The organism is Kribbella sp. NPDC051620, assembly GCF_044453825.1.
Lineage (GTDB): Bacteria > Actinomycetota > Actinomycetes > Propionibacteriales > Kribbellaceae > Kribbella.
In genome coordinates, this window is the sequence record NZ_JBITDB010000010.1 from 22528 (window position 1) to 45825 (window position 23298).

The 23298-nt window shown below is 69.1% G+C and carries 18 protein-coding genes; 8 read left to right on the forward strand and 10 right to left on the reverse strand.

Annotated elements, in window-relative coordinates; translation table 11 throughout:
* The first annotated feature begins 82 nt into the window (after positions 1–82).
* From ACIA12_RS38090 to ACIA12_RS38100, 3 genes are all read left to right on the forward strand, one after another.
* Positions 83–2932 (forward strand): BTAD domain-containing putative transcriptional regulator, encoded by a 2850-nt coding sequence (locus tag ACIA12_RS38090; protein WP_396372325.1) that lies wholly within the window; start codon positions 83–85, stop codon positions 2930–2932.
* A 72-nt stretch (positions 2933–3004) separates the two neighbouring features.
* Positions 3005–5359 (forward strand): 1,4-alpha-glucan branching protein GlgB, encoded by a 2355-nt coding sequence (gene glgB / locus ACIA12_RS38095; protein ID WP_396372326.1) that lies wholly within the window; start codon positions 3005–3007, stop codon positions 5357–5359.
* 286 nt (positions 5360–5645) lie between these two features.
* Positions 5646–6701: an NUDIX hydrolase gene (locus tag ACIA12_RS38100; RefSeq protein ID WP_396372327.1), complete on the forward strand. Its 1056-nt coding sequence runs from the start codon at positions 5646–5648 to the stop codon at positions 6699–6701.
* A gap of 184 nt (positions 6702–6885) precedes the next feature.
* Here ACIA12_RS38100 and ACIA12_RS38105 read toward each other — a convergent pair whose 3' ends face one another.
* Both ACIA12_RS38105 and ACIA12_RS38110 read right to left on the reverse strand, forming a co-directional pair.
* Entirely contained in the window at positions 6886–8523 is a 1638-nt protein-coding gene (locus ACIA12_RS38105) for a sigma-70 family RNA polymerase sigma factor (RefSeq protein ID WP_396372328.1), read from the reverse strand.
* A 293-nt stretch (positions 8524–8816) separates the two neighbouring features.
* Entirely contained in the window at positions 8817–9512 is a 696-nt protein-coding gene (locus ACIA12_RS38110; RefSeq protein ID WP_396372329.1) for a type 1 glutamine amidotransferase domain-containing protein, read from the reverse strand.
* Positions 9513–9663: 151 nt separating this feature from the next.
* Between ACIA12_RS38110 and ACIA12_RS38115 the strand changes: the two genes are divergently transcribed.
* Positions 9664–10518 carry a helix-turn-helix transcriptional regulator gene (locus ACIA12_RS38115; protein ID WP_396372330.1) on the forward strand — a complete coding sequence of 285 codons (855 nt, stop codon included), beginning with the start codon at positions 9664–9666 and terminating at the stop codon, positions 10516–10518.
* Between the two features lie 97 nt (positions 10519–10615).
* On the opposite strand, the gene ACIA12_RS38120 is transcribed toward ACIA12_RS38115, so the two are convergent.
* Complete coding sequence (locus tag ACIA12_RS38120; RefSeq protein WP_396372331.1) at positions 10616–10993, reverse strand: YciI family protein; 378 nt, start codon at positions 10991–10993, stop codon at positions 10616–10618.
* Positions 10994–11095: 102 nt separating this feature from the next.
* On the opposite strand from ACIA12_RS38120, the gene ACIA12_RS38125 reads away from it, so the two are divergent.
* Complete coding sequence (locus tag ACIA12_RS38125) at positions 11096–12610, forward strand: flavin-containing monooxygenase (protein WP_396372332.1); 1515 nt, start codon at positions 11096–11098, stop codon at positions 12608–12610.
* Here the strand turns inward: ACIA12_RS38125 and ACIA12_RS38130 are convergent.
* On the reverse strand, positions 12574–13725 hold the full coding sequence (locus ACIA12_RS38130) for a citrate/2-methylcitrate synthase (RefSeq protein WP_396372333.1): 1152 nt from the start codon (positions 13723–13725) through the stop codon (positions 12574–12576). The two genes, ACIA12_RS38125 and ACIA12_RS38130, sit on opposite strands and share 37 nt — an antisense overlap.
* Positions 13726–13799: 74 nt before the next feature.
* Here ACIA12_RS38130 and ACIA12_RS38135 point away from each other — a divergent pair, with 74 nt between their 5' ends.
* Positions 13800–14957: a citrate/2-methylcitrate synthase gene (locus tag ACIA12_RS38135; protein ID WP_396372334.1), complete on the forward strand. Its 1158-nt coding sequence runs from the start codon at positions 13800–13802 to the stop codon at positions 14955–14957.
* Positions 14958–15008: 51 nt separating this feature from the next.
* Here ACIA12_RS38135 and ACIA12_RS38140 read toward each other — a convergent pair whose 3' ends face one another.
* Complete coding sequence (locus tag ACIA12_RS38140) at positions 15009–16007, reverse strand: SMP-30/gluconolactonase/LRE family protein (protein ID WP_396372335.1); 999 nt, start codon at positions 16005–16007, stop codon at positions 15009–15011.
* A 103-nt stretch (positions 16008–16110) separates the two neighbouring features.
* Between ACIA12_RS38140 and ACIA12_RS38145 the strand changes: the two genes are divergently transcribed.
* Positions 16111–16557, forward strand: coding sequence for a MarR family winged helix-turn-helix transcriptional regulator (locus ACIA12_RS38145; protein WP_396372336.1), 447 nt, complete (start codon positions 16111–16113; stop codon positions 16555–16557).
* A gap of 59 nt (positions 16558–16616) precedes the next feature.
* Here ACIA12_RS38145 and ACIA12_RS38150 read toward each other — a convergent pair whose 3' ends face one another.
* From ACIA12_RS38150 to ACIA12_RS38165, 4 genes are all read right to left on the reverse strand, one after another.
* On the reverse strand, positions 16617–17585 hold the full coding sequence (locus tag ACIA12_RS38150; protein ID WP_396372337.1) for a co-chaperone YbbN: 969 nt from the start codon (positions 17583–17585) through the stop codon (positions 16617–16619).
* A 34-nt stretch (positions 17586–17619) separates the two neighbouring features.
* Positions 17620–19302 (reverse strand): NAD-binding protein, encoded by a 1683-nt coding sequence (locus ACIA12_RS38155; RefSeq protein WP_396372338.1) that lies wholly within the window; start codon positions 19300–19302, stop codon positions 17620–17622.
* A gap of 112 nt (positions 19303–19414) precedes the next feature.
* On the reverse strand, positions 19415–21088 hold the full coding sequence (locus ACIA12_RS38160) for a methylmalonyl-CoA mutase (protein ID WP_396372339.1): 1674 nt from the start codon (positions 21086–21088) through the stop codon (positions 19415–19417).
* A 92-nt stretch (positions 21089–21180) separates the two neighbouring features.
* Complete coding sequence (locus tag ACIA12_RS38165; protein WP_396372340.1) at positions 21181–21687, reverse strand: MarR family winged helix-turn-helix transcriptional regulator; 507 nt, start codon at positions 21685–21687, stop codon at positions 21181–21183.
* A 70-nt stretch (positions 21688–21757) separates the two neighbouring features.
* Between ACIA12_RS38165 and ACIA12_RS38170 the strand changes: the two genes are divergently transcribed.
* On the forward strand, positions 21758–22507 hold the full coding sequence (locus ACIA12_RS38170) for a maleylpyruvate isomerase family mycothiol-dependent enzyme (protein WP_396372341.1): 750 nt from the start codon (positions 21758–21760) through the stop codon (positions 22505–22507).
* Here the strand turns inward: ACIA12_RS38170 and ACIA12_RS38175 are convergent.
* On the reverse strand, positions 22501–23295 hold the full coding sequence (locus tag ACIA12_RS38175; protein ID WP_396372342.1) for a class I SAM-dependent methyltransferase: 795 nt from the start codon (positions 23293–23295) through the stop codon (positions 22501–22503). The genes ACIA12_RS38170 and ACIA12_RS38175 overlap by 7 nt on opposite strands.
* Positions 23296–23298 lie beyond the last annotated feature (3 nt).

Below are 23298 nucleotides of genomic sequence, written 5' to 3' on the forward strand. Positions count from 1 at the left end.
CGCTGTAATACTTGGCGGTATGCCCGCCGAGCCGCACCTTGAGGTCCTTGTGCTCGGGCCCCTTGCCGTCAGCCTCGGGGGCGTGCCGCGGTCGGTGGATCGGCCGCTGGAGCGGGCTCTGCTCGTCCGGCTCGCGCTGGCCGACGGCATGCCGGTGCCGGATCAACGGCTGGCGGCAGATCTGTGGGGAGACGTCGAGCTGGCGCGTCCGACCGAGCGCCTGCGGGTGCTCGCGTCCCGGTTGCGCGCGGCGATCGACTCCCCCGAGTCGCTCACCCGCGCCAACGGCGGATATGCGCTGTCCGCGCGGTTGACGGACCTCGCCACCGCGCGCGCCGCGGCGGAGCGGATGCACGCCGCAGTACGGGCCGGCGACCACCACGCGGTGCGCGCGGCCGCCGGCGATGCGCTCAGCCAGTGGCGTGGTCAGTCGCTGGCCGATCTCAGAAGCATTCCGTACGCCGCAGTCGAAGGAGAGCAGCTCGATTCGTGGCGGCTCGACCTGCAGGTCGAGCGGCTCGACGCTGACCTCGCGCTGGGTGCCGCTGCCGAGGCGGGACGCGAGTTGGAGGCGCTCGCGGCCGAGCACCCGCTGCACGAGCGGCTGTGGTGCCTGCTCGCGCTCGCGTTGTACCGGACCGGCCGGCAGGCCGATGCACTGAGTCGCCTCGCCAAGCTCCGCTCCAAGCTGTCGCAGGAGCTCGGCGTGGATCCGGTGCCGGACACCGCGGCGATGGAGTTGCGACTGCTTCGCCAGGATCCGAGCTTGTTGCTCGCGCCGCCCGAGCCTGCCGTCGTGCATGCTGCACCAGTCGCTCTGCCGGTGCCGGTCCAGCTGCCCTCTCCCCTGACGAGCTTCGTCGGCCGCCAAGGCGAGCTGCATTCCCTGGTACGCCGAATCGCCTCGCCCGGCCTCATCACGCTGACCGGTGGCCCGGGCAGCGGCAAGTCGCGACTCGCCGCCGAGGCGGCCCGCCTGGTCGCCACGACGGGCCGGTCGGTCCGCTTCGTGGAGCTCGCTCCGCTGCACCGGGAGAGCGCGGTTCTCGAGGCCATCACCGGAGATGATGCCGGAGGCAACGATCCGCTGGCCGCCGCTGCGATCTCGCTGGACGGGGCCGTCCTGGTGCTCGACAACGCCGAGCATGTCGTCGAGCCGGTCGCCGAGATCGTCTCCGGGTTGCTCCGACGGGCGCCGGGTCTCACGGTCGTGGTGACGTCGCAGCGGCCATTGCAGCTCGGCGTCGAGGAGATCGTCGCGATGGGTCCGTTGGATGCGATGGCGGCGGCGCAGCTCTTCACCGAGCGGTGTGCGGCCGACGCGCAGGGCGCGGATCCCGAGCAGGTCGCGGCGATCTGTTCGGCTGTCGATCGGCTGCCGCTGGGGATCGAGCTCGCGGCCGGTCTCACTCGCACGCTGACCGTGCCGCAGTTGGCCGATCGGCTCGAGCAGCGGATGCGTTTGCTGGTCGCCGGGTCGCGGGACGCGCGGGCCCGGCACGCGAGCCTGGTGGCGGCGCTGGACTGGAGTCATCAGTTGCTTGGTGACGCGGAGCGCGCAGTACTGCGCCGGGTGGCGATCTTCGCCGGCGGGTTCACGTTGGAGGCGGCTGAGCAGGTCGCGCTCGATCCGCGGGATGTCGCGCCGGCGTTGACCGAGCTGGCCGACCGGAGCCTGCTGACGGTGGAGGCCGTGAACGGGCGGCGATTCCGGTTGCTGGAGACCGTACGGGACTATGCGCTGGCCAAGCTCGAAGAAGCCGGCGAGACCGAGGCCGCGCGCAGTGCTGAGCTCGACTGGGCTATCAACCGGGTGCAGACGATCGGGCAGGACAACGACGATTTCGCGACCGCCGAGTCGATCGCCGAGGTGTTCTCCGAGTGGCCGAATCTGCTCGACACCCTCGACCAGGCGGTCGGCACCGAACGCGAGGTCGCCGGTCTGCGGCTGGCGCTTTTGCTGCACACTCCCTGGCTGGTCAGGGGTTGGTACGGCGAAGCTGCCCGGCACTTCGAGGCGTTGTCGGGGGCCGAGGGCGCGACCCAGCCCGAGCGAGTCACCGCGCTGAGCAATCACGCTTTCGTGCTGACGATGCTCGGGCAGTTCGAGCAGGCGGCGGCGTTGCTGACGGAGGCCGAGCAGCTCGCCAAGCAGTTGAACGACGACGCGCTCACGCTGACTGTCCTCTACTACCGCGGCATCGTGGAGATCGAGCGCGGCCATTTGCGCGATGCGCTGTCCCATCTGCTCGCGGGCAAGGAGCTGGCCGCGGCCAGGCCGAGCCAGGAGCGACGGCTCTCGGCGTTCACGGACGCGCTGGGCACCCTGTACCTCTACACGGGACGGCCCGCCGAGGCGGTCGAGCAGTACGACGTCTGTATCGCCGCCGACCGGATCTACGGCGACGAGCACGGCCTGTCCCGCGGCCTCAGCAACCTGGCCGGCGCGCTCGTCGCACTCGGCCGGCTACCGGAGGCACTCGAGGCCGCGAACGAGTCGGACCACTACGCCCGGCGCCTCGACGACCGGCAGATCCTGCCGCTGAACGACGTGATCCGCGGCTCCGTGGCGCTGGCCCAGGGCTCGATCGAGGATGCGGAGAAGTACCTGCGGTCAGCCGTCGAGTACGCGGTCGCCGACAACAGCGGCGTGACGATGGCACACATCGACCTGGCCGACGTACTGATCCTCCAAGGCGAACTGGAGGAAGCAGCCGGCCTGCTGGACGCCGTCTTCACCGAAGCCCCCGCCAACAGCACCCCTTGGCTGGCCGCCCGAGCCACCGCCACCGCCCTCGCCGCCGCCCAGAACGACCTCCCCCGAGCCCGCGCCCTCCTGGCCGAAACCACCACCGCCCACACCACCTCCGGCTTCGCCTGGCCCCGCTACACCACCCGCCTGGAAGAGCTGCGGAAGAAGCTCGCCGAATAGCAGTTGTGTACGTGCGGGGCAGACGGGTACGGGGTGCAGTAGTTCGCGGTTTCATCGGGCAGGATGGGGTTTATGGATTCGAGCAAGAGCGATCAGGTGACGACGCCGATCTCCGAGGCGATGACCGAGCCTGCTCCTGAGGTGGGCGAGTCGGCGGTGGTGGAGACGGGCGACCACTCGGTCGCGGCGGCCGGTATGCCGGCGTCGTATCCGGGCCCGTCGGCTGACGACGCGGTGCCGGGGAGCCTTTTGGACAAGGCTGTTCCGGTGGAGCGTGGGGTGCTGGAGCGGCTGGTCGCGGGGACTTATCACGATCCGCATCAGGTGCTCGGGCCGCATCTCGGCGACGGGGTGGTGACGCTGCGGGTGCTGCGGCCGTTCGCTTTGAGTGTGACGGCTGTCTTCGACAACGCGAGTGTCGAGCTGGAGCACGAGTTCGAAGGTGTCTGGGTCGGCGTGCTCGACGTCGACAAGGTGCCCGACTACCGGCTCGAGGTGACCTACACCGACGGCCCGGCGCTTGAGGTCGACGATCCGTACCGCTACCTGCCGTCGCTCGGCGAGATGGACCTGCACCTGATCGGCGAGGGCCGGCACGAGCAGCTGTGGACCGTGCTCGGCGCCCACGTCCGCCGGTACGACGGCCCGGCGGGCACCGTCACCGGTACTTCGTTCGCCGTCTGGGCGCCCAATGCCCAAGGCATCCGGCTGACCGCCGACTTCAACTTCTGGGACGGCCGCGCGCACCCGATGCGCACGATGGGCTCGTCCGGCGTCTGGGAGCTGTTCGTCCCGGGCATCGGCCCCGGTACGCGGTACAAGTTCGACATCTGCGGCCGCGACGGCGTCTGGCGTCAGAAGGCCGACCCGATGGCCAACCTGGCCGAGGTCCCGCCCGCCAACGCGTCGGTCGTGCACGACTCGACCTACGAGTGGAACGACGCCGCCTGGCTCGACCACCGGGCCGCCTCCCAGGCGTACGCGGAGCCGATGAGTGTGTACGAGGTGCACCTCGGTTCGTGGCGCAAGGGCAAGTCGTACCGGGAGCTCGCCGACGAACTGGTCGGCTACGTGCGCGAGATGGGCTTCACCCATGTCGAGCTGATGCCGCCGATGGAGCATCCGTACGGCGGCTCCTGGGGATACCAGGTCACCTCGTACTTCGCCCCGACCTCGCGCTTCGGCGACCCGGACGACTTCCGCTTCCTGGTCGACTCGTTGCACCAGGCAAACATCGGCGTGATCGTCGACTGGGTGCCGGCGCACTTCCCGAAGGACGCCTGGGCGCTGGCCCGCTTCGACGGCACTCCCCTGTACGAGCACCCGGACCCGCGCCGTGGCGAGCAGCCCGACTGGGGCACGCTGGTCTTCGACTTCGGCCGGCCGCAGGTGCGCAACTTCCTGGTCGCGAACGCGGTCTACTGGGCCGAGGAGTTCCACATCGACGGCCTGCGCGTCGACGCCGTCGCCTCGATGCTCTACCTGGACTACTCGCGCGAGGAAGGTCAGTGGGTGCCGAACCAGTACGGCGGCCGCGAGAACCTTGAGGCAGTCTCGTTCCTGCAGGAGATGAACGCGACGCTCTACAAGCGGGTCCCCGGCGTGATCACCGTCGCCGAGGAGTCGACCTCGTGGCCGGGGGTCACCCGCGCGACCCACCTGGGCGGCCTCGGCTTCGGCTTCAAGTGGAACATGGGCTGGATGAACGACTCGCTCAGCTACCTCGAGCACGAGCCGATCTACCGCCAGTACCACCACCACGAGCTGACCTTCTCGATGATGTACGCGTACTCCGAGAACTTCGTGCTGCCGATCTCGCACGACGAGGTCGTCCACGGCAAGGGATCACTGCTGCGCAAGATGCCGGGCGACCGGTGGCAGCAGCTCGCCAACGTGCGCGCCTTCCTGGCGATGCAGTGGGCGCATCCTGGCAAGCAACTGCTCTTCATGGGGTGCGAGTTCGGCCAGGAGTCGGAGTGGTCCGAGAAGGGCGAGCTCGACTGGTGGCTGCTGGACCACGCCGACCACCGCGGTCTGCAGCAGCTGGTCAAGGACCTGAACGGGAACTACAAGGACACCAAGGCGCTGTGGGGCACCGACCACGTACCCGAGCGGTTCTCCTGGATCGACGCGAACGACGCCGGCAACAACGTCTTCTCCTTCGTCCGGTACGGCGACGAAGGCCAGCCGACCCTCGCCTGCGTCGCCAACTTCTCGGCGGTGCCGCATCACGGCTACCGGATCGGCCTGCCGTTCCCGGGTCACTGGCAGGAGCTGTTGAACACGGACGCGGAGGTCTACGGCGGTTCGGGGGTCGGCAACTTCGGCGGCTTCGAGGCCGACGGCGAGGGCTGGCACGGGATGGCGGCCAGCGCGGAGATCTCGGTCCCGCCGCTCGGCACGATCTGGCTGCGGTACGACGGCTGAGCCTTCGGGCAGTCCGTCGCCTTCGGGCAGACAGAAAGCGGGTGAGGTTGCGTCCGCCCCGACGCGACCTCACCCGCCTTCACAGAGATAGACGCGCGAGACGCCGGAAAAGTTAGCCGGTTAGCTGAAAATTTCCTGTGAATCGCGGCTGGTTTCTTGCTGGTGTGCGGGTTGCGTGCACGGGTGATCACCGCCGGTGAAATTTCCGGCTTGCGGGGGCCTTGCCGGCGTCTCGCCGTGCCGGAGGTTCGGTGCTGGGTGCGGGACAACAGGTAGCGTTCACGGGGTGACAGCTGTCCCTGGTGTGCCTCCTCAGCCGACGTTGACCGATGGTGAGCTGACCCTGCGGCCGTGGCGGGACGAGGACATCGACGTCGCCCACGGGCTGGCCGACGACGAGATGGTGCGCTGGTTCTCCGAGACCCCGTCGCGCTCCGGCTTGGTGGAGGCGGTCGAGCGGTGGCGGGCGCAGTACGCGGACGACCGGTCGGTGGTGAACTTCGTCATCGAGCTGGCCGGTGAGTCGGGGCCGGTCGGGACGGTTCAGGTTCGGCGACTCTCGCCTGGTGTCGGTGGGGTGTCCTGGACCACCTACAAGCCGTATCGGGGGCGGCGGGTCGCGCAGCGCGCAGTACGGATGCTGGTGATCTACGCCTTCGGTGAGCTCGGGCTGGATCGGCTGCAGGTCGAGGTCGATCCGGAGAACCGCGCTTCGGCCCGGATCGCGATCCGCTCCGGCTTCCGGCGTGAGGGTTTGTTGCGGGGCGGCGCATTGCTTCAGGGCGAGCGGCGGGATGTCGCCGTCTACGGTCTGCGCCACGACGATCCGCGCGCCGACACGTTGTCCGGCTGGACTGCGCTGATGGACTCCGTCCTGCCGAAGAAGCGCGTGATCGCGCACGTCGTGGTCCGCGACACCGGCGGTCGAGTGCTGCTCTGCAAGGTCAGCTACAAACGCGATCTCGAACTGCCCGGCGGCGTGGTCGAGCCGGACGAGGACCCGGCGACGGGTGCGCTGCGAGAGATGCAGGAAGAACTCGGCTTCCAGCTCCCGCTGATCGGCGTACTGGCCATCGACTGGCTCCCCCGCTGGCAAGGCTGGGGCGACGCCATCGAGATCCTCTACGACGGCGGCGTCCACGACCCGTCCCTGCTGGAGTCGCTGACCCCTGACGGGTTCGAGATCCTGGGCGTCGACTGGTACTCGCCTAATGATCTGGCCGGCCTCGTCTCACCGCTCAACGGACGGCGCCTGCCGCTGGTACTGGCGTCCCCGGACATCCTGCACAACCTGCGCGACGGGCATCCGATCACAGATCAGCCCGAAGATCCTCCCGCCTGAGGTTCTCGACGCATCTGCTCATCAATGGCCCGGCCTTCCGGTCAAACGCGTGTGCGGCTCGATAGCCCGGCCTTCCGCTCAAGCGCGGGTGCGGCTCGATAGCCCGGCCTTCGGTCAAGCGCGGGTGCGGCTCGATAGCCCGGCCTTCCGCTCAAGCGCGTACGAGGCTCGATGGCGGGTGCGGTCAACTGGCGAGGAGAGTGGCCCGGCGGCGGGTGAGGAAGCGGCGTTCGGTGTCGTTGGCGGTGAGGGTGATGGCTTCGTCGTAGGCCTGGACGGCTTCGGCGGGGCGGTTGAGGCGGGTCAGGATGTCGGCTCGGGTGGCGGCGAGGTAGGAGTAGGCCTTCAGGGCGGGGTCGTTGCTGAGGGCATCTAGTTCTTCGAGGATCGCGGTCAGGTCGGCGCCGGGGACGAAGCTGTGCGCGGCGGCTCGGTTGAGCGCGACGATGGGCGACGGCCAGCGGAGCAACATGGCGTCGTACATCCGCACCACCTGATGCCAGTCCGTCTGCTCCCACGACGGAGCAGTCACATGCAGCCCAGCCACCGCCGCCTGCAACGCAAACCGCCCAACCCCCCGCGCCTCACCACCACCCCCACCGTCCTGCCCGCCAGGGCTGGACTGGGTGGTCGGGCCGGGCTGGGTGCTGGGGCCGGACTGGGTGGTGGGGCCGGACTGGGTGCGGGGGCCCGACTGGATGCTGGGGCCCGACTGGGTGGTGGGGCCGGACCGGGTGCTGGGGCCGGACCGGGTGCTGGGGCCGAGCTGGGTGGTGGGGCCCGCCTGGGCGCTGGGGCCGGACCGGGTGCTGGGGCCGAACTGGGTGGTGGGGCCCGACTGGGCGCTGGGGCCGGACCGGGTGGTGGGGCCCGACTGGGCGCTGGGGCCCGACTGGGTGCTGGGGCCGGGCTGGGTGGTGGGGGTGGATTGGGTGGTGGGGGTGGATTGGGTGGTGGGGGTGGCTCGTTGGAGGGCTGCGGTGGCTCGGGAGACGCCTTCGGCGAGGAGTTTGACGTCCCAGCGGCTGCGGTCCTGGTCGGCCAGGAGGACCAGTTCGCCGTCGTCGCTGACTCGGGCGTCGCCGCGGGCCTGGGTCATCTGGAGCAGGGCCAGGAGGGCTTCTGGTTCTGGCTCGTCGGGCATCAGGCGGACCAGGAGGTGGGCCAACTCCAGGGCTCGACCGGTAAGGTCGGTGCGGGTCAACTCCGGGCCGGTGGCTACGTGGCCGGCCGTGTAGACGAGTTGGACGACCGTGAGGACGACGTCGAGGCGGTCGGCGAGTTCGTCGTCGGCGGGGATCCGGTACGGGATGCCGGCGGCGGCGATCTTCTTCTTCGCCCGGGTGATCCGGGCAGCGGCGGTCGGCTCGCTGATCAGCAGACCGGCAGCGACCTCGCGGGTGGTGAGGCCGCAGATCAGCCGCAGGGTCAGCGCGATCTGCGAATCACGTGCCAGCGCAGGGTGGCAGCAGGTGAACACCAGTCGCAACGGGTCGGTCGGCTGCTCGCCGTCCCCCGGCGCCACCGGATCCTCGATCAGCAACGGCAGCTTCCGCCGCAGCGTCGTCTCGCGCCGCAACCGATCCAGCGCCAGCCGCCGCGCGACCGTCGTCAGCCAGCCCGCCGGGTTGTCCGGTACGCCGTCGGGCCACGTCCGCAACGCCTGCACGAACGCGTCCTGCGCGCAGTCCTCGGCCAGATCCAGATCACGCGTCAACCGCACGGTAGAGGCCAGCACCACCGACCAACACTCGCGATGCGCCGCCTCCACCAACTGCGCGACATCCCTGGCCTCCCGCACAACCTCAGCACCGGAGCCCACCCGAACTCACCTCCTCCCCTGCCATCCCTATCACTGTCTCGCACCACCCCCACCGTCCACCATCCGCCATCCGCCATCCGCCATCCGTGTCACTCTCCGCGCCTGCCGATCTCCTGTCGTTCAACAGCCCTTGATCCGGTCCGCCTCCTTGGCCGCGCACTGCTGATCTCCTTGTCGTTCACCAGCCCCTCGATCCGGTCGGGCTCCCTGGCCGCGCACTGCCGATCTGCTTGTCGTTCGACAGCCCCTCGATGCGGTCGGCGTCGAGGCGGGAGTGGCTGATCAGCCGGGCGTCACTTCGCGAGGGCGGCGATCATGGCGTCGGCCATCGGGGCGCTCGATGCCGGGTTCTGGCCGGTGAACAGGTTGCCGTCCTGGACGGTGTAGGCCTGGTACGCCGCGCCACCGGAAAGCTGAGCACCCTGGTCGCGCAGCGTGCTGGCAAGCAGCCAAGGCGCACCTTCGGCGGTACCGAAGAGTTCTTCCTCTTCGTCGGTGAACGCGGTCATCCTGCGGCCGGTGAAGAGCCACTTGCCGTCGCCGTCATGGGCGGACAGCAAGGCAGCGGGGCCGTGGCAGACGGCGCCGATCAGCTTGCCGTCGGCATCGGCCGCCGCGAGCAGGCTGCCCAGGGTCTCGTCCTGGTACAGGTCGACGACGGGACCGTGGCCGCCGGGCAGGATCACCGCGTCGTACGCGGTGATGTCCACCTTGTCCAGGGACAGCAGCGGCCCAAACTCCTCCAGCGCCTGCCGAGCGTGCGCGACGTAGCGATCGCAGTCCGGGCCCGCGACCGCTGGGTCGGCGCTGTGCTGGTCGAGCGGCTGCAGTACGCCGCCGGGCGAGGCGAAGTCGACGGTGTGACCGGCGGCAACGAAACGCTCGTGCGGGGCGGCCAGTTCCTCGGCCCAGTAGCCCGTCGGGTACGACGTGCCGTCGGTGCGCTGCCAGGTGTCGGCGGCGGACATGACGATCAGAATCTTGCTCACAGCAGGTTTCCTTCCTGTACGACGGACTGTGCGGCCCGCTGCTTCAACTCTGATCGCCGAAACCCTGTCCTGGAGCCGCATTTCGGGCCCTCCCCGACCTAGGACGCAGAGGGCCAGGTACGGTCCGGCCGCGATGCGGACAATGGATGTCGTGACCGAGCACAACCGTGAACTGGCCGACTTCCTGCGCCGTGCCCGGGGGCAGATCGATCCGGCCCGGGCCGGTCTGCCGCTGGACGGGCGGGTGCGACGGGTACCCGGCCTGCGTCGCGAGGAGGTCGCCTTGCTGGCGGGTGTCTCGGCCGACTACTACGCGCGGCTCGAGCAGGGACGTCGGATCATCCCGTCAACCGCGGTGGTGGACGCGATCGGCCGGGCCCTCGAACTGGACGAGGCTGGCCGTGCCCACCTGCACGCGCTCACCGGGACGACCGGCAGCTCACCGGCTCGGCCGAGTCGCGGTGCGCAGCGCGTGCGGCCAGGGATCTATCAGCTGCTGGACTCGCTCGACGGGGAACCAGCGCTGGTGCTCGGGCGCCGCACGGACATCCTCGCCGCCAACCGGATGGCCAGGGCCCTGTTCGCGGACTTCGACCAGCTACCGGCCAAGGACCGCAACTACGCGCGCTGGATGTTCCTCGACGACCGGGCCAGAGAACTGTTCGTCGACTGGGAAGACCAGGCCCGTGCGGCGGTCGAGAGCCTGCGACTGGAGTTCGGCCGCGACCGCGACGACGTCGCCACGATCGCGCTGGTCGACGAGTTGCGGGCCCGGAGCAACGAGTTCGACCGGTGGTGGGAGCAGCACCGGGTGCACCAGCGAACCCATGGCTCGAAGCGGCTGAACCACGCGATCGCCGGCCGCCTGACCGTCGAGTACGAAACCCTCACCATCCCCGGCGACCCCGGCACCACCCTGTTCATCTACACCACCGAGCCAGCCTCGCCCTCCCGCCAAGCAATAAATCTCCTGGCCAGCTGGACCACCTCCGACGCCACAACCTGACCCACAACTCCCCGACCCCACCCGGCACCGCCCTGACTCACAGCTCCCGGCCCGGCGCGGCGCTGTTCTGGTGCAGCGCCGCGAGGGGTCGGTGAGGTCAGGCTGGTTGGGGTGGGGTGGAGTCGGCTGAGGTGTCCATGACTGGGCGGACCTCGACGTTGCCTGAGGGGCAGATCTTGGCCAGGGCCAGGGCCTGGTCGAGGTCTTTGCACTCGATCAGGTAGAAGCCGCCGAGGGCCTCCTTGGTCTCGATGAAGGGGCCGTCGGTGACGATCGGCTCGCCGCCGTCCTGCTGCTTCACCGTGCTCGCCGTGGTCGACCGCTCCAGTGCCGCGCCGCCGAAGATGCTCGCGCCGGCCGCCTCGACCGCCTCGCCGAAGGCGTTGTGCAGCTTCATCGTCGCCTGCCACCCCTCCGGCGTGATGTTGTCGTAGAACTCTTCGGTGTCGAACAACAGGAACATGTACTGCGCCATTTCTGGCTCCCTTGTCTCGGGGTTCTCTCGGACATCTTGCTGACGAACGACGCCGGACGGAATCGACAACACCCAGGATGAACTTTTCGCCTACCGTTGACCATGTACTCAACAGGACCCCAGGAGGAACTCATCGTGCACCTGGACGTACTGATCGTCGGCGCCGGCCTGTCCGGCATCGGCGCCGCCTACCGGCTGCAGACGCAGGCTCCCAGCCACTCGTACGCCATCCTCGAAGGCCGCGCCGACCTCGGCGGCACCTGGGACCTGTTCCGGTACCCGGGTGTCCGCTCCGACAGCGACATGTTCACGCTCGGCTTCCCGTTCCATCCGTGGAAGGCGGCGAAGGCGATCGCGGACGGCCCGTCGATCCTGGACTACCTGCACGAGACGGCAGCGACGTACGGGATCGACAAGCACATCCGCTTCGGCCAGCACGTCATCAGGGCGTCCTGGTCGTCGGAGGATGCGCTGTGGACGGTGGAGACGACCAAGGAGTCGTACACCTGCTCGTTCCTCTATGTCTGCAGCGGCTACTACAACTACGACAGCGGGTACGTCGTGGACTTCCCCGGCCTCAAGGACTTCCAGGGGGAGGTCGTGCACCCGCAGCACTGGCCCAAGGACCTCGACTACACCGGCAAGCGGGTAGTGGTGATCGGCAGCGGCGCCACCGCCGTAACCCTGGTACCGGCCATGGCACCCGCCGCTGCGCACGTGACCATGCTGCAGCGGTCCCCCAGCTACGTTGCCTCTCGCCCTGCAGCCGACGCATTCTCGGACAGGCTCCGCGCACTGCTGCCGGAGAACCTGGCCCACCACGTCATCCGCGGCAAGAACGTCGCCTTCAGCAGCGCCGTCTACGCCGCCTTCCGCCGCTGGCCGGCGCACGCGGCCTGGCTACTCAACAGCACCGTCGCCAAGCAGCTCCCCGCGTCCATACCGGCAGACCCCCACTTCACCCCGCAGTACAAGCCCTGGGACCAGCGCCTGTGCCTAGTGCCGGATGCGGACCTCTTCCGAGCTCTGCGCGACGGTACTGCGTCGGTGGTGACGGACGAGATCGACACCTTCACCCCAGACGGCATCCGGCTGCGCTCCGGCGAGGAGTTGCCCGCAGACGTCGTGGTGACCGCCACAGGCCTCCAGATGGTGGCCCTGGGCAAGATAGAGCTGACAGTGGACGGCAAGCGCGTCGACGTGCGCGACACCTTCGTCTACAAGGGCATGATGCTCAGCGGCGTCCCCAACCTGGCCTGGTGCATCGGCTACACGAACAACTCCTGGACACTCCGCTCCGACCTGACCTCGCAGTACGTCTGCCGGCTGCTCAACCACCTGGACGCCACCGGCACCGCCATCTGCGTCCCAGAGGTCGACCCAACCGAGTACGACGCGCCCCGGCGCCCCGTGGTCGACCTGACCTCTGGCTACATCCGCCGTGCGGCCAACATCCTCCCCCGCCAAGGCTCCACCGGCCCTTGGCGGCTCCGCCAGAACTACCCCCGAGACCTACTAACCCTCCGCTACTCACGCCTCGACGACGGCGCCATGCAGTTCAGGCCACGCGCGCCGAAGCGTCAGACGATCGGTGCGGGTGGGGGTGGGCCGACGTAGCGGGCTGCTGGGCGGATGATCTTGGGGTCTTGGGACTGTTCGAGGATGTTGGCGGTCCAGCCGATCACGCGGCTGGTGGCGAAGGTCGGGGTGAACATGGCCCGGGGCAGGTCGCACAGCGACATCACCACGCCCGCGTAGAACTCGACGTTGGCGTAGAGGTTGCGGCCGGGCTTGAGTTCGGCCAGTACTTCGACGATGCGCTGCTCGACTGTCGTGGCGAAGTCGACCAGGTCGCCACCGAGGCCGCGGGCGATGTCGCGGAGCATGAGCGAGCGCGGGTCCTCGGTGCGGTACACCGCGTGGCCGAACCCCATGATGCGGTCGCCGGCCGACACCTTCGCGCGTACCCAGTCGTCGATGCGGTCCGGCGTACCGATCTCGTCGAGGCTGGCGAGGGCGCGGTCCGGGGCGCCGCCGTGCAGGGGGCCGGAGAAGGCGCCGATGGCTCCGGCGACGGCCGACACCACATCGGCGCCGGTGGAGGCGATGACGCGGGCGGTGAAGGTCGACGCGTTGAAGCCGTGGTCGATGGTGGAGATCAGGTAGTGCTCGATCGCCCGTGCCTTGGCTTCCGTCGGCTCCTGGCCCGTCACCAGGTAGAGCCAGTTGGCCGCAGTCGAGAGGTCAGCACGCGGCTCGAGCGGCTCGAGTCCTTCGCGAAGGCAGTACAGCGCCGCAAGGATCGTCGGGGTGACGGCACAGACGAGCATGGCGTCGGCTTTGCGGCGTACCGGGTCTGCATCCCAGACAGGTGGGAGTTCGCGGGCGGCGGCGAGCAGGGACAACGCAGTACGGAGTCCGGCGAGCGGGTTAAAGGCTGAACCGGCAGCGGCGATCGCTGGTAACGCAGCCTGTACCTCCGCCGGCAGCACGCGAAGCGGCGCGATCGTGTCGCTGAAGGTCGCGAGCTCGGCAGCGGTCGGCAGCCGGCCCTCGTACATCAGGAACCAGACGTCCTCGACCGTCTTGGCCCGGGACAGTTCGATCGCCGAATACTCCCGGTAGTGGTAGAACCCTTCGTCGCCGCGAACATCGCCGAGCCGGGTCTCGGTGACGACGACGTTGCGCAGCCCCGGCGGTACTTCGATCGGTCCTTCGACGGTGATTGACATGGTGTCAGCGTTCAAGTGCAATCAACTATTGTCAATGTTGATCCAGTCAACATGAGCGGTCCCGGGAGCGCGCGATGGCCCAGCAAGGTGACGAGCATTACCTGACCACCGCCGAGGTCGCCCGCCGGCTGCAGGTGAAGCCGGAGACGATCTACTCGTACGTGAGCCGCGGTCACCTCACCAGCGTGCGGGCTCGCGGCCGGCGCGGCAGCCTGTTCGCCGCCAGCGAGGTGGAGCGGCTGGCGGGCCGCTCGGTCGAGCATCCCGGCGTGGTCGAACGGATCGAGACCGAACTCACCCTGCTGCGGGACGACGAGCTGTACTACCGCGGCCACTCGGTGCGCGACCTGGTCGAGACGCAAACGGTCGAGTCGGTCGCCCACCTGCTGTGGACCGGACAGTTGGAGCCCACCGCGTTCGTCGCGGAGCCGGCTCTCGTCGACCTTGCGCGAGCGAGCATTGCGGTAGCGCCGGCAACGGCCCGCAAGGTGGATCAGCTGCGGATCGCGGTGGCGGTGCTGGGAGCGGCTGATCCGTTGCGGTTCGATCTGGCCAGGGAGTCGGTGGTCGCGGCGGCACGCGGGCTGCTCGGCGTACTGATCGAGGCACTGCCTGGGCCGGCCGGCGGGGGCAGCGTTGGTGATCGCTTGTGGCCGAAGCTGTCTACACAGCCGGTGAAACCCGGACTGCTCGGCGCCGCGCTGATCCTGCTGGCCGACCATGGGCTCGCCGTCTCTACGATCGCCGCTCGAGTCGCTGCGAGCTCCCGGGCGAACCTGTACTCCGTGGTGTCGGCCGGGCTCGGTGCGCTGGACGGGCAGTACCACGGCGCCGCCCCGACCCTGGCCTACCAGTTCCTGGACCGGGCTCTGCAGGATCCGGTCCAGGTGTTGTCCGACCGGCTCCGGTCAGGCGAATCGATACCGGGCTTCGGGCACCGGATCTACGAGCGGCGCGACCCTCGTGCCGAGGTCCTGTTCGGTCTGATGGCCGGCGAGCCGATCCTCGAACAGCTGACCGCGATCACCAGCAAAGTCCCGGCCTTCCCGAACAGCGACCTCGCGGTGGCAGCGATGATGCATGCCTACGACTTCCACCCCGACGCCGGCGAGGCCCTGTTCGCGATCGCCCGTATCGTGGGCTGGACAGCCCACGCCCTGGAGGAGTACGCCGAACCAGGCCTGCGGTTCCGGGCCTTGGGGGTCTACACCGGGCGCGACGGCGACCTGTGACGGTGACGCCGTCACCGCCGCCCCGGTGGGGTCCCGGACTGCGGTGCAGTTCTAGAACCGGTGCAGTTCGAACTCGTTCGAGTTGCGGCCGGCGAGCAGGACGTCGATTCGGCCGCTCAGGACGTACGGGCCGTGTGGCGTCAACGTCATCGTGGTCGGGCCGGCGAAGGGCCAGGCCTTGCTCGTGATGACGTCTGCGCTGCGGTAGCCGTCCGTACTCCGAAGTACCGTGACAGCCTCGTTGCCAGCGGCACCGAGTTTGTTGGTGACCGCGATCAGCTTGCGGTCAGCCGTGAAGGCCAGCCCGTCACCACCGACCAACGGCCGCGCGAGGCGTACCTCGGTGATCCCACCGCGCAGCGAGATCCGGTAGAGCGTCCCCGAGTCGTACCTCACCGCGAGCAGGTAGCCCGCCGGATCCCAGACGATGCCGTTCATCCCGATCGTCGCGCTCTGCAGACGCGGGTCGCGGACCAGCACCGACGCGCGACCGGCCGGCGTGATCCGGTAGATCGCGTCGCCGGCCGGATCCGTCACGTAGGCATTCCCGGCGCCGTCGATCGCCAAGTCGTTGGCGCCATGCCTGCCACCGGCCGGGTTCAACGCGGCCGTGTTGAGGTCGACCCGGTGCTGCAGCCGCCCGGTCCGCAGGTTGTAGATGGCGACGCCGGACTGGTTGAAAGCCGTCGCCGGGGATGACCGCTCACCATTGCCGATATCGGCGTACGTGACCAGCAACCGGTTGCGCCGGGCATCCACATGCAGCCCGAACGTCGAAACCCCCGGCGCCTGCTCGATGAACGTCCGCGGATGACCGGCCCGGTCCACCACGTCGATCCGGCCGGTGGCGATCGAGCCGACCAGGAACGTCTGACGGGTCGGATCCCAGGTCACGCCCTCGGGATAGCGATCCGCTGTCACCCCACTGACCACATCCGGCCAGCCGGAGCCATAGCCGGTCACACCGACAACCCCGGCAACCGCCGGAGCCGGTACTGCGAACGCGCTCGCCAGTACGGCGACCACCGTCGCGATACGTCGGAACATCATGCCTCCCTCGACTGGATACGCACACGGACACTAATCAGAGCTCTGATAGATGTCAATGCTCATATCGACAACCGGCGGAGCATGCGGTCCCTACCATGGGGTCATGCGGATGCCATTCGAGGAGCGGCTCGGTAGTCACCTCAAGCGGGTTGAGCAGGAGCTGAACACCGTCAAGACGGCCGCCGTCCGGCCGGCGGGGCTGACGGTTCCGCAGTACGCCGCGTTGTTCGTACTGGACGAGCAGCCCGGCATCTCGGCCGCCGAGCTGGCCCGGCGCTGCCTGGTCACGCCGCAGACGATGACCACGATCCTGCGCAACCTCGAATCGGCCGCCCTGATCGAGCGCACCCCGCATCCCCTGCACCGGCACGTCATCGAGACCCGTACCACCCCCGCCGGCCGTAAAGCCCTCGACACCGCCGACGAACGAGCCGCCTCCGTCGAACGCCGCCTCGCCGCCGAGTTCACCCCCGAGGAACGAGACACCCTCCGAGCCCTCCTGGCCCGAGTCTCGAAGTCCCTCACCACCGACCCGATCCTCAACACCTGACAGCCCGCTGCACCTTTGAGCGGTGCGGCGGGCTGTCAGGGGCAATCGGGAGGAAGCCTCTAGAAGAGGGCGGCCATCAGGCGGCGGCGGGCCTTGACCACGCGCTCGTCGTCGGCGCCGACCACCTCGAAGAGCTCCAGCAGGTGCAGGCGAACGGCGTTGCGGTCGTCGCCGGCGGTCAGCTGGATCGTCTTGATCAGCCGGGCGAACGCGTCGTCGACGTGACCACCCATCAGGTCCACGTCGGCGACGAGCATCTGCGCTTCGATGTCCTCGGGGTTGTCCGCCGCCCGCGTCCGGACCTCGGCCGGTACGTCGCGAGTCCGCTTCACCAGCTGGACCCGGGACAGCCCGGCCTTCGCCTCGGCATCGGCCGGGGTCTCCTTCAGCAATGCCTCGTACGCCGCGATCGCACCGTCCAGATCGCCGGCGGCCACCGCGTTGTCGGCAGCCTCGTACCGCGGGTCCGGCTCCGGCTCGGTGGCCTCGTCGGCGGGGCCGGCCGGGCCGACCGGGTCAGTGCGCCCGGTGATGCCGTTGGCGACCGCGACGGTCAGCAACTGGTCCAGGTACTGACGGGCTTCCGGCTCGCCGACCGCGCCCTGGAAGAGCGGGACGACCTGACCACGCAGTACCGCGATCACCAGCGGCACCGTCTGGACGCCGACCGCCTGGGCCAGTTGCGGGTTCGCGTCGATGTCGATCCGGGTCAGCAGGAACTTGCCGGCGTACTCGGTCGACAGCTGGATCAGGACCGGGCTGAGGGCGAGCGACTGGTCCGAGCGCGGCGACCAGAACTCGACCACCACGGGGACCTGGAGCGAGCGCTCGATCACGTCCGCCTGGAAGGTCGGCTCGGTCACGTTCAGCACGTACGCGCCACCGGCTCCGCCTCCGGACGCTCCGCCTGGCGCCCCGGGGGCTCCTGGCGCTCCAGGGGCTCCGGGGGCGCCACCGGGCCGCGCGGGCGGCTTGCGCAGGGACGACAGGTCGATCGCTCCCGGTCGGGAGAAGTTCGGCTGGCTCACCGCTGTCCTCGCATTCCGTGCTCACTGCTTACGTTCATGGCTCTATCCTCCCCGACGCACCCGAACGGTGTGGCGCTCGGGTGGCCAGCAGCAGCCGGGCCAGGCCGCTTCGGGTACCGGCGACCGCGATCCGGGTGCCTGGTTGGACCACTTGATCGAAGGCCGGCGCCCAGTCCCAGGGTCCGCCGCTCTCGAGCCGGGCGAGGACACGCAGGCCGCCGGTCTCGTCCAGCTCGCCGAGTCGTTTGCCGACCGCAACCGAGTCGGGCTCGACGGCCACCTCGGTGAGCAGCAGGACGCGCCGGCCGGCCGGGACGGTCGTCTGGCTGCGGCGGTTCGCCACGGCGGCGGCGATGGCCGGAGCAACCAGCATCGACACTGACCGGCTGTGACCCAGGCCGAGCTGCCGCTCGACCCGCTGGGCCAGGTCGTGATCGAACATCCGCATCGTGATCCGGGCGTCCGGGTTCAGTTCGTGGACGACCATCGCCGACTCGAGGTTGGTGATGTCGCCGTTGGTGATCGCGAGCACCGACTGACAGCGCTGCACACCGGCCGACCGCAGGGTCTCCTCGTTGCTGCTGTCCCCGATGATCACCGGGACCCGCAACCGATGAGCGGTCTGTACGCCGGGCGCGTCCTCGTCCTGCTCGACACCGACCACCGCGACGCCACGCTCGACGAGGATCTCCAGGACGCGCGCACCGACGGTACCGAGCCCGCAGACGACGACATGGTTGCGCGGCCGGCCGCGGACCCCGCCGATCACCCGGGACAGCCGGGCGCCGATCAGCGAGTCGACGATGACGGCGGTGAGCAGCGCCATCAGCACGATGCCGGTCAGCTGGACGATGACGGCGGCGATCTTGGCCCAGGGCGAGGCGTTGGAGAAGGTGTCGTCCTCGATCCCGGCCGACGTCACCGCGCCCGCCGCCAGGTAGAGCGCGCGAATCCACTCGACATTGGCGATCCAGTGCGTCAGCGCCGTACCGGCGATCACCAGCCCGGCCATCACGGCGGCGATGGTCCGGACTCTTCGGTCGAGGATGTCGCGGGTTGCCATCAGCCAGCCTGCCCGGCGGACGTCTCTGGTCCGCCAGACCGGCCTGACGCCGGTACCGAGGACTATGTCGCCGTCGGGGTCGGAACTGCCGGTCGGCAGCAGTTCGGGGGTGGCCGAGGAGGTGGTGTCGGCCAGTCGGGTCAGGTGCGGATCGCGGATCAGGTCGGCGGGGCCGGCGACCATGCGCCGGCCACCCAGCTCGACCCAGGTCAGCTCGTCGTCCTCGAGCGCGTCGGCCACGAAGGCGGGGGCAGCGAGCGAAGGACCGGAGATGACGACGCAGTCGCCGAGCAGCTCGTGCAGCTGGCCGCCGAGTCGGGGGTTGACCATCTGGATGACGATGCGCAGCTTCGCGTCCATGTCGCGCGCGGTCAACGCGGTGTGGACATTTCGGACGTCATCGGCGTCCAGGAGCACCAAGGCCCGCGCACTGAGCGCCGAGTCGTCCGCGGTGTCGATGCCGGCGCGGCGTAGTACGGACTCGCTGATCACCCGGACGCCCATCACCTGGGCGCCGAGCTCGCCGATCCGCTCGTAGTGACGCGAGTCGGGGTTGACGATCGCGGTCACGTGCTCGCCGGAGCTCACCAGCTCGGTGACCACCCGGAGCATGGTCCGGTCGGAGCCGATGACGACCACGCCGCGATCGTCCACCGATGGCGAGGAGCCCTCCGGCTTGCCGCCACCGCCACCGCCCCGCCTGCGCGGTGGTTTGGCGCCGTTGCCGCCAAGGCCTGCCGCGCCGTCGGAGTCTGCCGTGGTCTCCTCAGAAGCGGGCGGGCTCTCGGTACTCGCCCCATTCGATCCGAAGAACGTGACAGATCTCCCCCATCGTGGCCTCCGCACGCGCCGCCTCCAGCATGGGTTCGATCAGACTGCCGGTCCCTCTGGATGCCTCGACCAGCGCCGTTAGCGTACGACGCACCAGGTCCTCGTCGCGTTGCGCCTTGCGCGCCGCGAGCACCCGGCACTGCTCCACCTCGACCTCGTGGCTGACCCGGAGGATCTCCAGCTGACCGGCCACCGTGTCGGTCTGGGTGTTCACGCCGACGATCTTCTTCTCGCCCTTCTCCAGCTTCTGCTGGTACTCGAAGGCCGCGTCGGCGATCTCGGCCATGAACCAGCCGTCCTCGATCCCGCGCAGGATGCCGCCGGTCATCGTGCCGTCCGGGCTCATCTCCTTGATCCGCTGGAAGATCTCCTCCGCCTCGGCCTCGATCTGGTCGGTCAGCGCTTCGACGTACCAGGAACCGCCGAGCGGGTCGGCGACGTTGGTGACGCCGATCTCCTCCATCAGCACCGACTGGGTCCGCAGCGCGATCTCGGCCGACTGGTCGGTCGGCAGCGCGAGCGTCTCGTCGAGCGCGTTGGTGTGCAGCGAGTTGGTGCCGCCGAGGACCGCGGCAAGCGCCTCGACCGCGGTCCGGACGACGTTGAGCGTCGGCTGCTGGGCGGTCAGCGAGACGCCGGCCGTCTGGGTGTGGAATCGCAACCACTGCGCCTTGTCGGTCTTGGCGCCGTAGACGTCGCGCATCCAGCGGGCCCAGATCCGGCGGCTGGCGCGGAACTTGGCGATCTCCTCGAAGAAGTCCAGGTGGGAGTCGAAGAAGAACGACAGGCCGGAGGCGAACTTGTCGATGTCCAGGCCCCTGCTCAGGCCCAGCTCGACGTAGCCGAACCCGTCGGCCAGTGTGTAGGCCAGCTCCTGCGCGGCGGTCGAGCCGGCCTCGCGGATGTGGTAGCCGGAGACGCTCAACGGCTTGTACGCCGGGATGTTGGCGGCGCAGTACTCCATCAGGTCACCGATCAGGCGCAGATGCGGCTCGGGCGGGAAGAGCCACTCCTTCTGCGCGATGTATTCCTTGAAGATGTCGGTCTGCAGGGTGCCGTTGAGCTTGGTGATGTCGGCGCCCTGCCGCTCGGCGGCGACCAGGTACATCACGAAGGCCGGCACCGCGGGCCCGGAGATCGTCATCGAGGTGGTGACGTCCTGCAACGGGATGTCCTTGAACAGCCGGTCCATGTCGGCCGCACTGTCGATCGCGACACCACAGTGGCCGACCTCGCCGAGCGACTTGGGGTCGTCGGAGTCGCGGCCCATCAGGGTCGGCATGTCGAAGGCGACGGACAGCCCGCCACCGCCGGAGTTGAGGATCATCTTGTACCGCGCGTTGGTGTCCTCAGCGTTGCCGAAACCGGCGAACTGGCGGATCGTCCAGGTGCGGCCGCGATACCCGGTGGCGTGCAGGCCACGGGTGAACGGGAACTCGCCCGGCCAGCCGATCCGCTCCATCCGCGGGTCGTCGGAGCCCGGGGGCGGGCCGTAGACCGGCTCGACCTCGGTGCCCGAGAGCGTGGTGAAATCGGCCTCGCGGCGTCGCGACGCGTCGTACCGCTGCTGCCATCGGCTCTGCCCGGCGGCAATCTGCTCGGCGTCCATCACGGTCCTCCTGGAGTCGGGTCTCCTCCCAAAGTACTTGGACGTCCTACTAAATGCCACTCCGCGCATAGGTCTTGCATAGGTTGGTGCTTCTACTCGGCGAAGTCCCCAGCTTTTTGGCGGAGCGGAAGCAGTACGGACCAGAGCATCTTGAGCTGGTCGTCGGTCAGGCCGCGGAGGGCGAAGTCGGCGGCGACGAGATCCTTGGTGGCGCGTTCGACCAGGTCGCGGCCCTCGGCGGTGATCTCGCACAGGATCGCGCGGCCGTCGTCGGGGTGCGGCGTGCGAGTGACCAGGCCGGCCGACTCCAGGCGCCTGACGATCGAGGTGACCGAGGTCGGGTGCACCTGCAGGCGTTCGCCCATCTTGCCCAGCGGCAGCGAGCCGCGGCGGGAGAAGGTCAGCAGCACCAGCGCCTCGAACCGGGCGAACGTCAGGCCGTGCTTCTTGAGGATCTCGTCGAGTTCGGCGATCACGATCTGCTGAGCGCGCATCAGCGACGTGACCGCACGCATCTGCTCGACGGCACCCCAGCGGCGTCCCCACTGCCGCGAGGCCTCGTCGATCGGGTCGAACGGCAACGGTTTCTTCCTCGCCATGGCGTTACGTTAACCGGTCCGCCCCGAGTGTCGGACGAAACTGTCGGTGGTTGATGAGATCGTTCTCTTCATGTCTTTGCCGCCCGAACACGCTGCCTTCTATCTCACCTGCCTCCAGGCCGACTCCGCCCGGCTCGCCGAGGTCGGCCGGCTGGGCCTTCCGGCCGCCGTCCCGAGTTGCCCGGACTGGACGGTCGAGACCGTCCTGCGGCATGTCGCTGCCGTTTACCTGCACAAGATCGAGGCTCTCCGGACAGCGGCCCGCCCGGACCCATGGCCGCCGGCCGGTCTCGACGAGCGCGACGCCCTCGAGCTGTTCGACGAGACGCGGGCGGCCATCGTCGTCGCGCTGACCGAGGCCGGGACCGAGCTGCCGACCTGGACGTTCTCGCCGACGGACAAGACGTCCGGCTTCTGGTACCGGCGGATGGCGCTCGAGACGGTGGTGCACCGGGTCGACGCGGAGCTGGCGCACGACGTGGTCACGCCGGTCGATCGCGCGCTGGCGCTCGACGGGATCGACGAGATCCTGACGCTGATGCTCGGCGGCCCTTGGTGGGAAGAGGGCGACACATCGCATCCGGTCGACGCGACGATCCGGATCACCTCGGCCGGGCGCTCGTGGACGATCCGCCTCGACGCGACCAGCGCCTCGGTTGCCGCCGACGCTGAAGGTGAGGTCGACGCGGAGGTCTTCGGCAACCCCGACGACATCTTCCTGTGGCTGTGGGGCCGCCACGACCTGAGCATGGAGCAATCAGCGGGCAACGACACCGCGGTACAGGAGTTCCGCTTGCGGGTGGCGGAGTCCACTCAGTAGACGCGGCCGATGGCCATCAGGTGGTTGGTCATGTCGCGGATGCCTGGGAGGTGGGCGGTTCGGCGTACCAGGGTGAGGGCTGCTTGGAGTAGGGCATCGTCGGCTGGGAGTTGTTCGAGCGCGAAGCCGGCGGGGCCTTCGATGGCGTGTAGCTCGATGTGCTTGAGGCCGGCTGCGTCGAGTTCGGCTTCGAGTTCTTCGGCGGTGTGGAAGTGGCCGGCGGGGAAACGGCCGCCGGGTGCTGGGGTGCCGGACTCGAGTACGTCGATCCAGGCTTGTGGATAAGGCGTTGGCGGAGTCTTGCCGAGGCTGACCGCCGCGTGGTGGATGAAGCGCGGGATCGCGGCCGCGAAGATCCAGCCGCCTGGTACAACGACGCGCGCCGCCTCACTCAGCGCTTTGCGACGGTCGCCTGCTTCACGTAGGTGGTACAGCGGGCCGAACAGCAACGCGACCTCGAAGCTGTTGTCGGCGAAGCGCAGCTGCCGGGCGTCCCCGACCTCCGCGTGGAAAGTGCCGTGCCGTCGGGCCTTCGCGACCTGCTCCTCGACCGGGTCGACGAGCGTGACGTGGTGGCCCGCGGCGGCGAGCGGACCGGCGTGGATGCCGGTCGCGCCGCCGATGTCGAGCACCCTGGATCCGGCCGCGATCCTGGTACCGACGAGTTCCTGAACCCGGACGAACTCGAGCGCGCTCTGCGCAGAGCGGGTGGTCAGACGTGCATCCTCATCGAAGACACTCGAGTAGTACTGCTGGATCCCCGCGTCGATCCCGGCCTGATCATCCATGGC

Coding starts and splice junctions, on each gene's coding strand:
- glgB (WP_396372326.1), top strand. CDS start 3,005: ATGGATTCGAGCAAGAGCGATCAGGTGACGACGCCGATCTCCGAGGCG.
- ACIA12_RS38120 (WP_396372331.1), bottom strand. CDS start 10,993: ATGGCGCAGTACATGTTCCTGTTGTTCGACACCGAAGAGTTCTACGAC.
- ACIA12_RS38125 (WP_396372332.1), top strand. CDS start 11,096: ATGTACTCAACAGGACCCCAGGAGGAACTCATCGTGCACCTGGACGTA.
- ACIA12_RS38130 (WP_396372333.1), bottom strand. CDS start 13,725: ATGTCAATCACCGTCGAAGGACCGATCGAAGTACCGCCGGGGCTGCGC.
- ACIA12_RS38135 (WP_396372334.1), top strand. CDS start 13,800: ATGGCCCAGCAAGGTGACGAGCATTACCTGACCACCGCCGAGGTCGCC.
- ACIA12_RS38140 (WP_396372335.1), bottom strand. CDS start 16,007: ATGATGTTCCGACGTATCGCGACGGTGGTCGCCGTACTGGCGAGCGCG.
- ACIA12_RS38145 (WP_396372336.1), top strand. CDS start 16,111: ATGCGGATGCCATTCGAGGAGCGGCTCGGTAGTCACCTCAAGCGGGTT.
- ACIA12_RS38160 (WP_396372339.1), bottom strand. CDS start 21,088: ATGGACGCCGAGCAGATTGCCGCCGGGCAGAGCCGATGGCAGCAGCGG.
- ACIA12_RS38165 (WP_396372340.1), bottom strand. CDS start 21,687: ATGGCGAGGAAGAAACCGTTGCCGTTCGACCCGATCGACGAGGCCTCG.
- ACIA12_RS38170 (WP_396372341.1), top strand. CDS start 21,758: ATGTCTTTGCCGCCCGAACACGCTGCCTTCTATCTCACCTGCCTCCAG.
- ACIA12_RS38175 (WP_396372342.1), bottom strand. CDS start 23,295: ATGGATGATCAGGCCGGGATCGACGCGGGGATCCAGCAGTACTACTCG.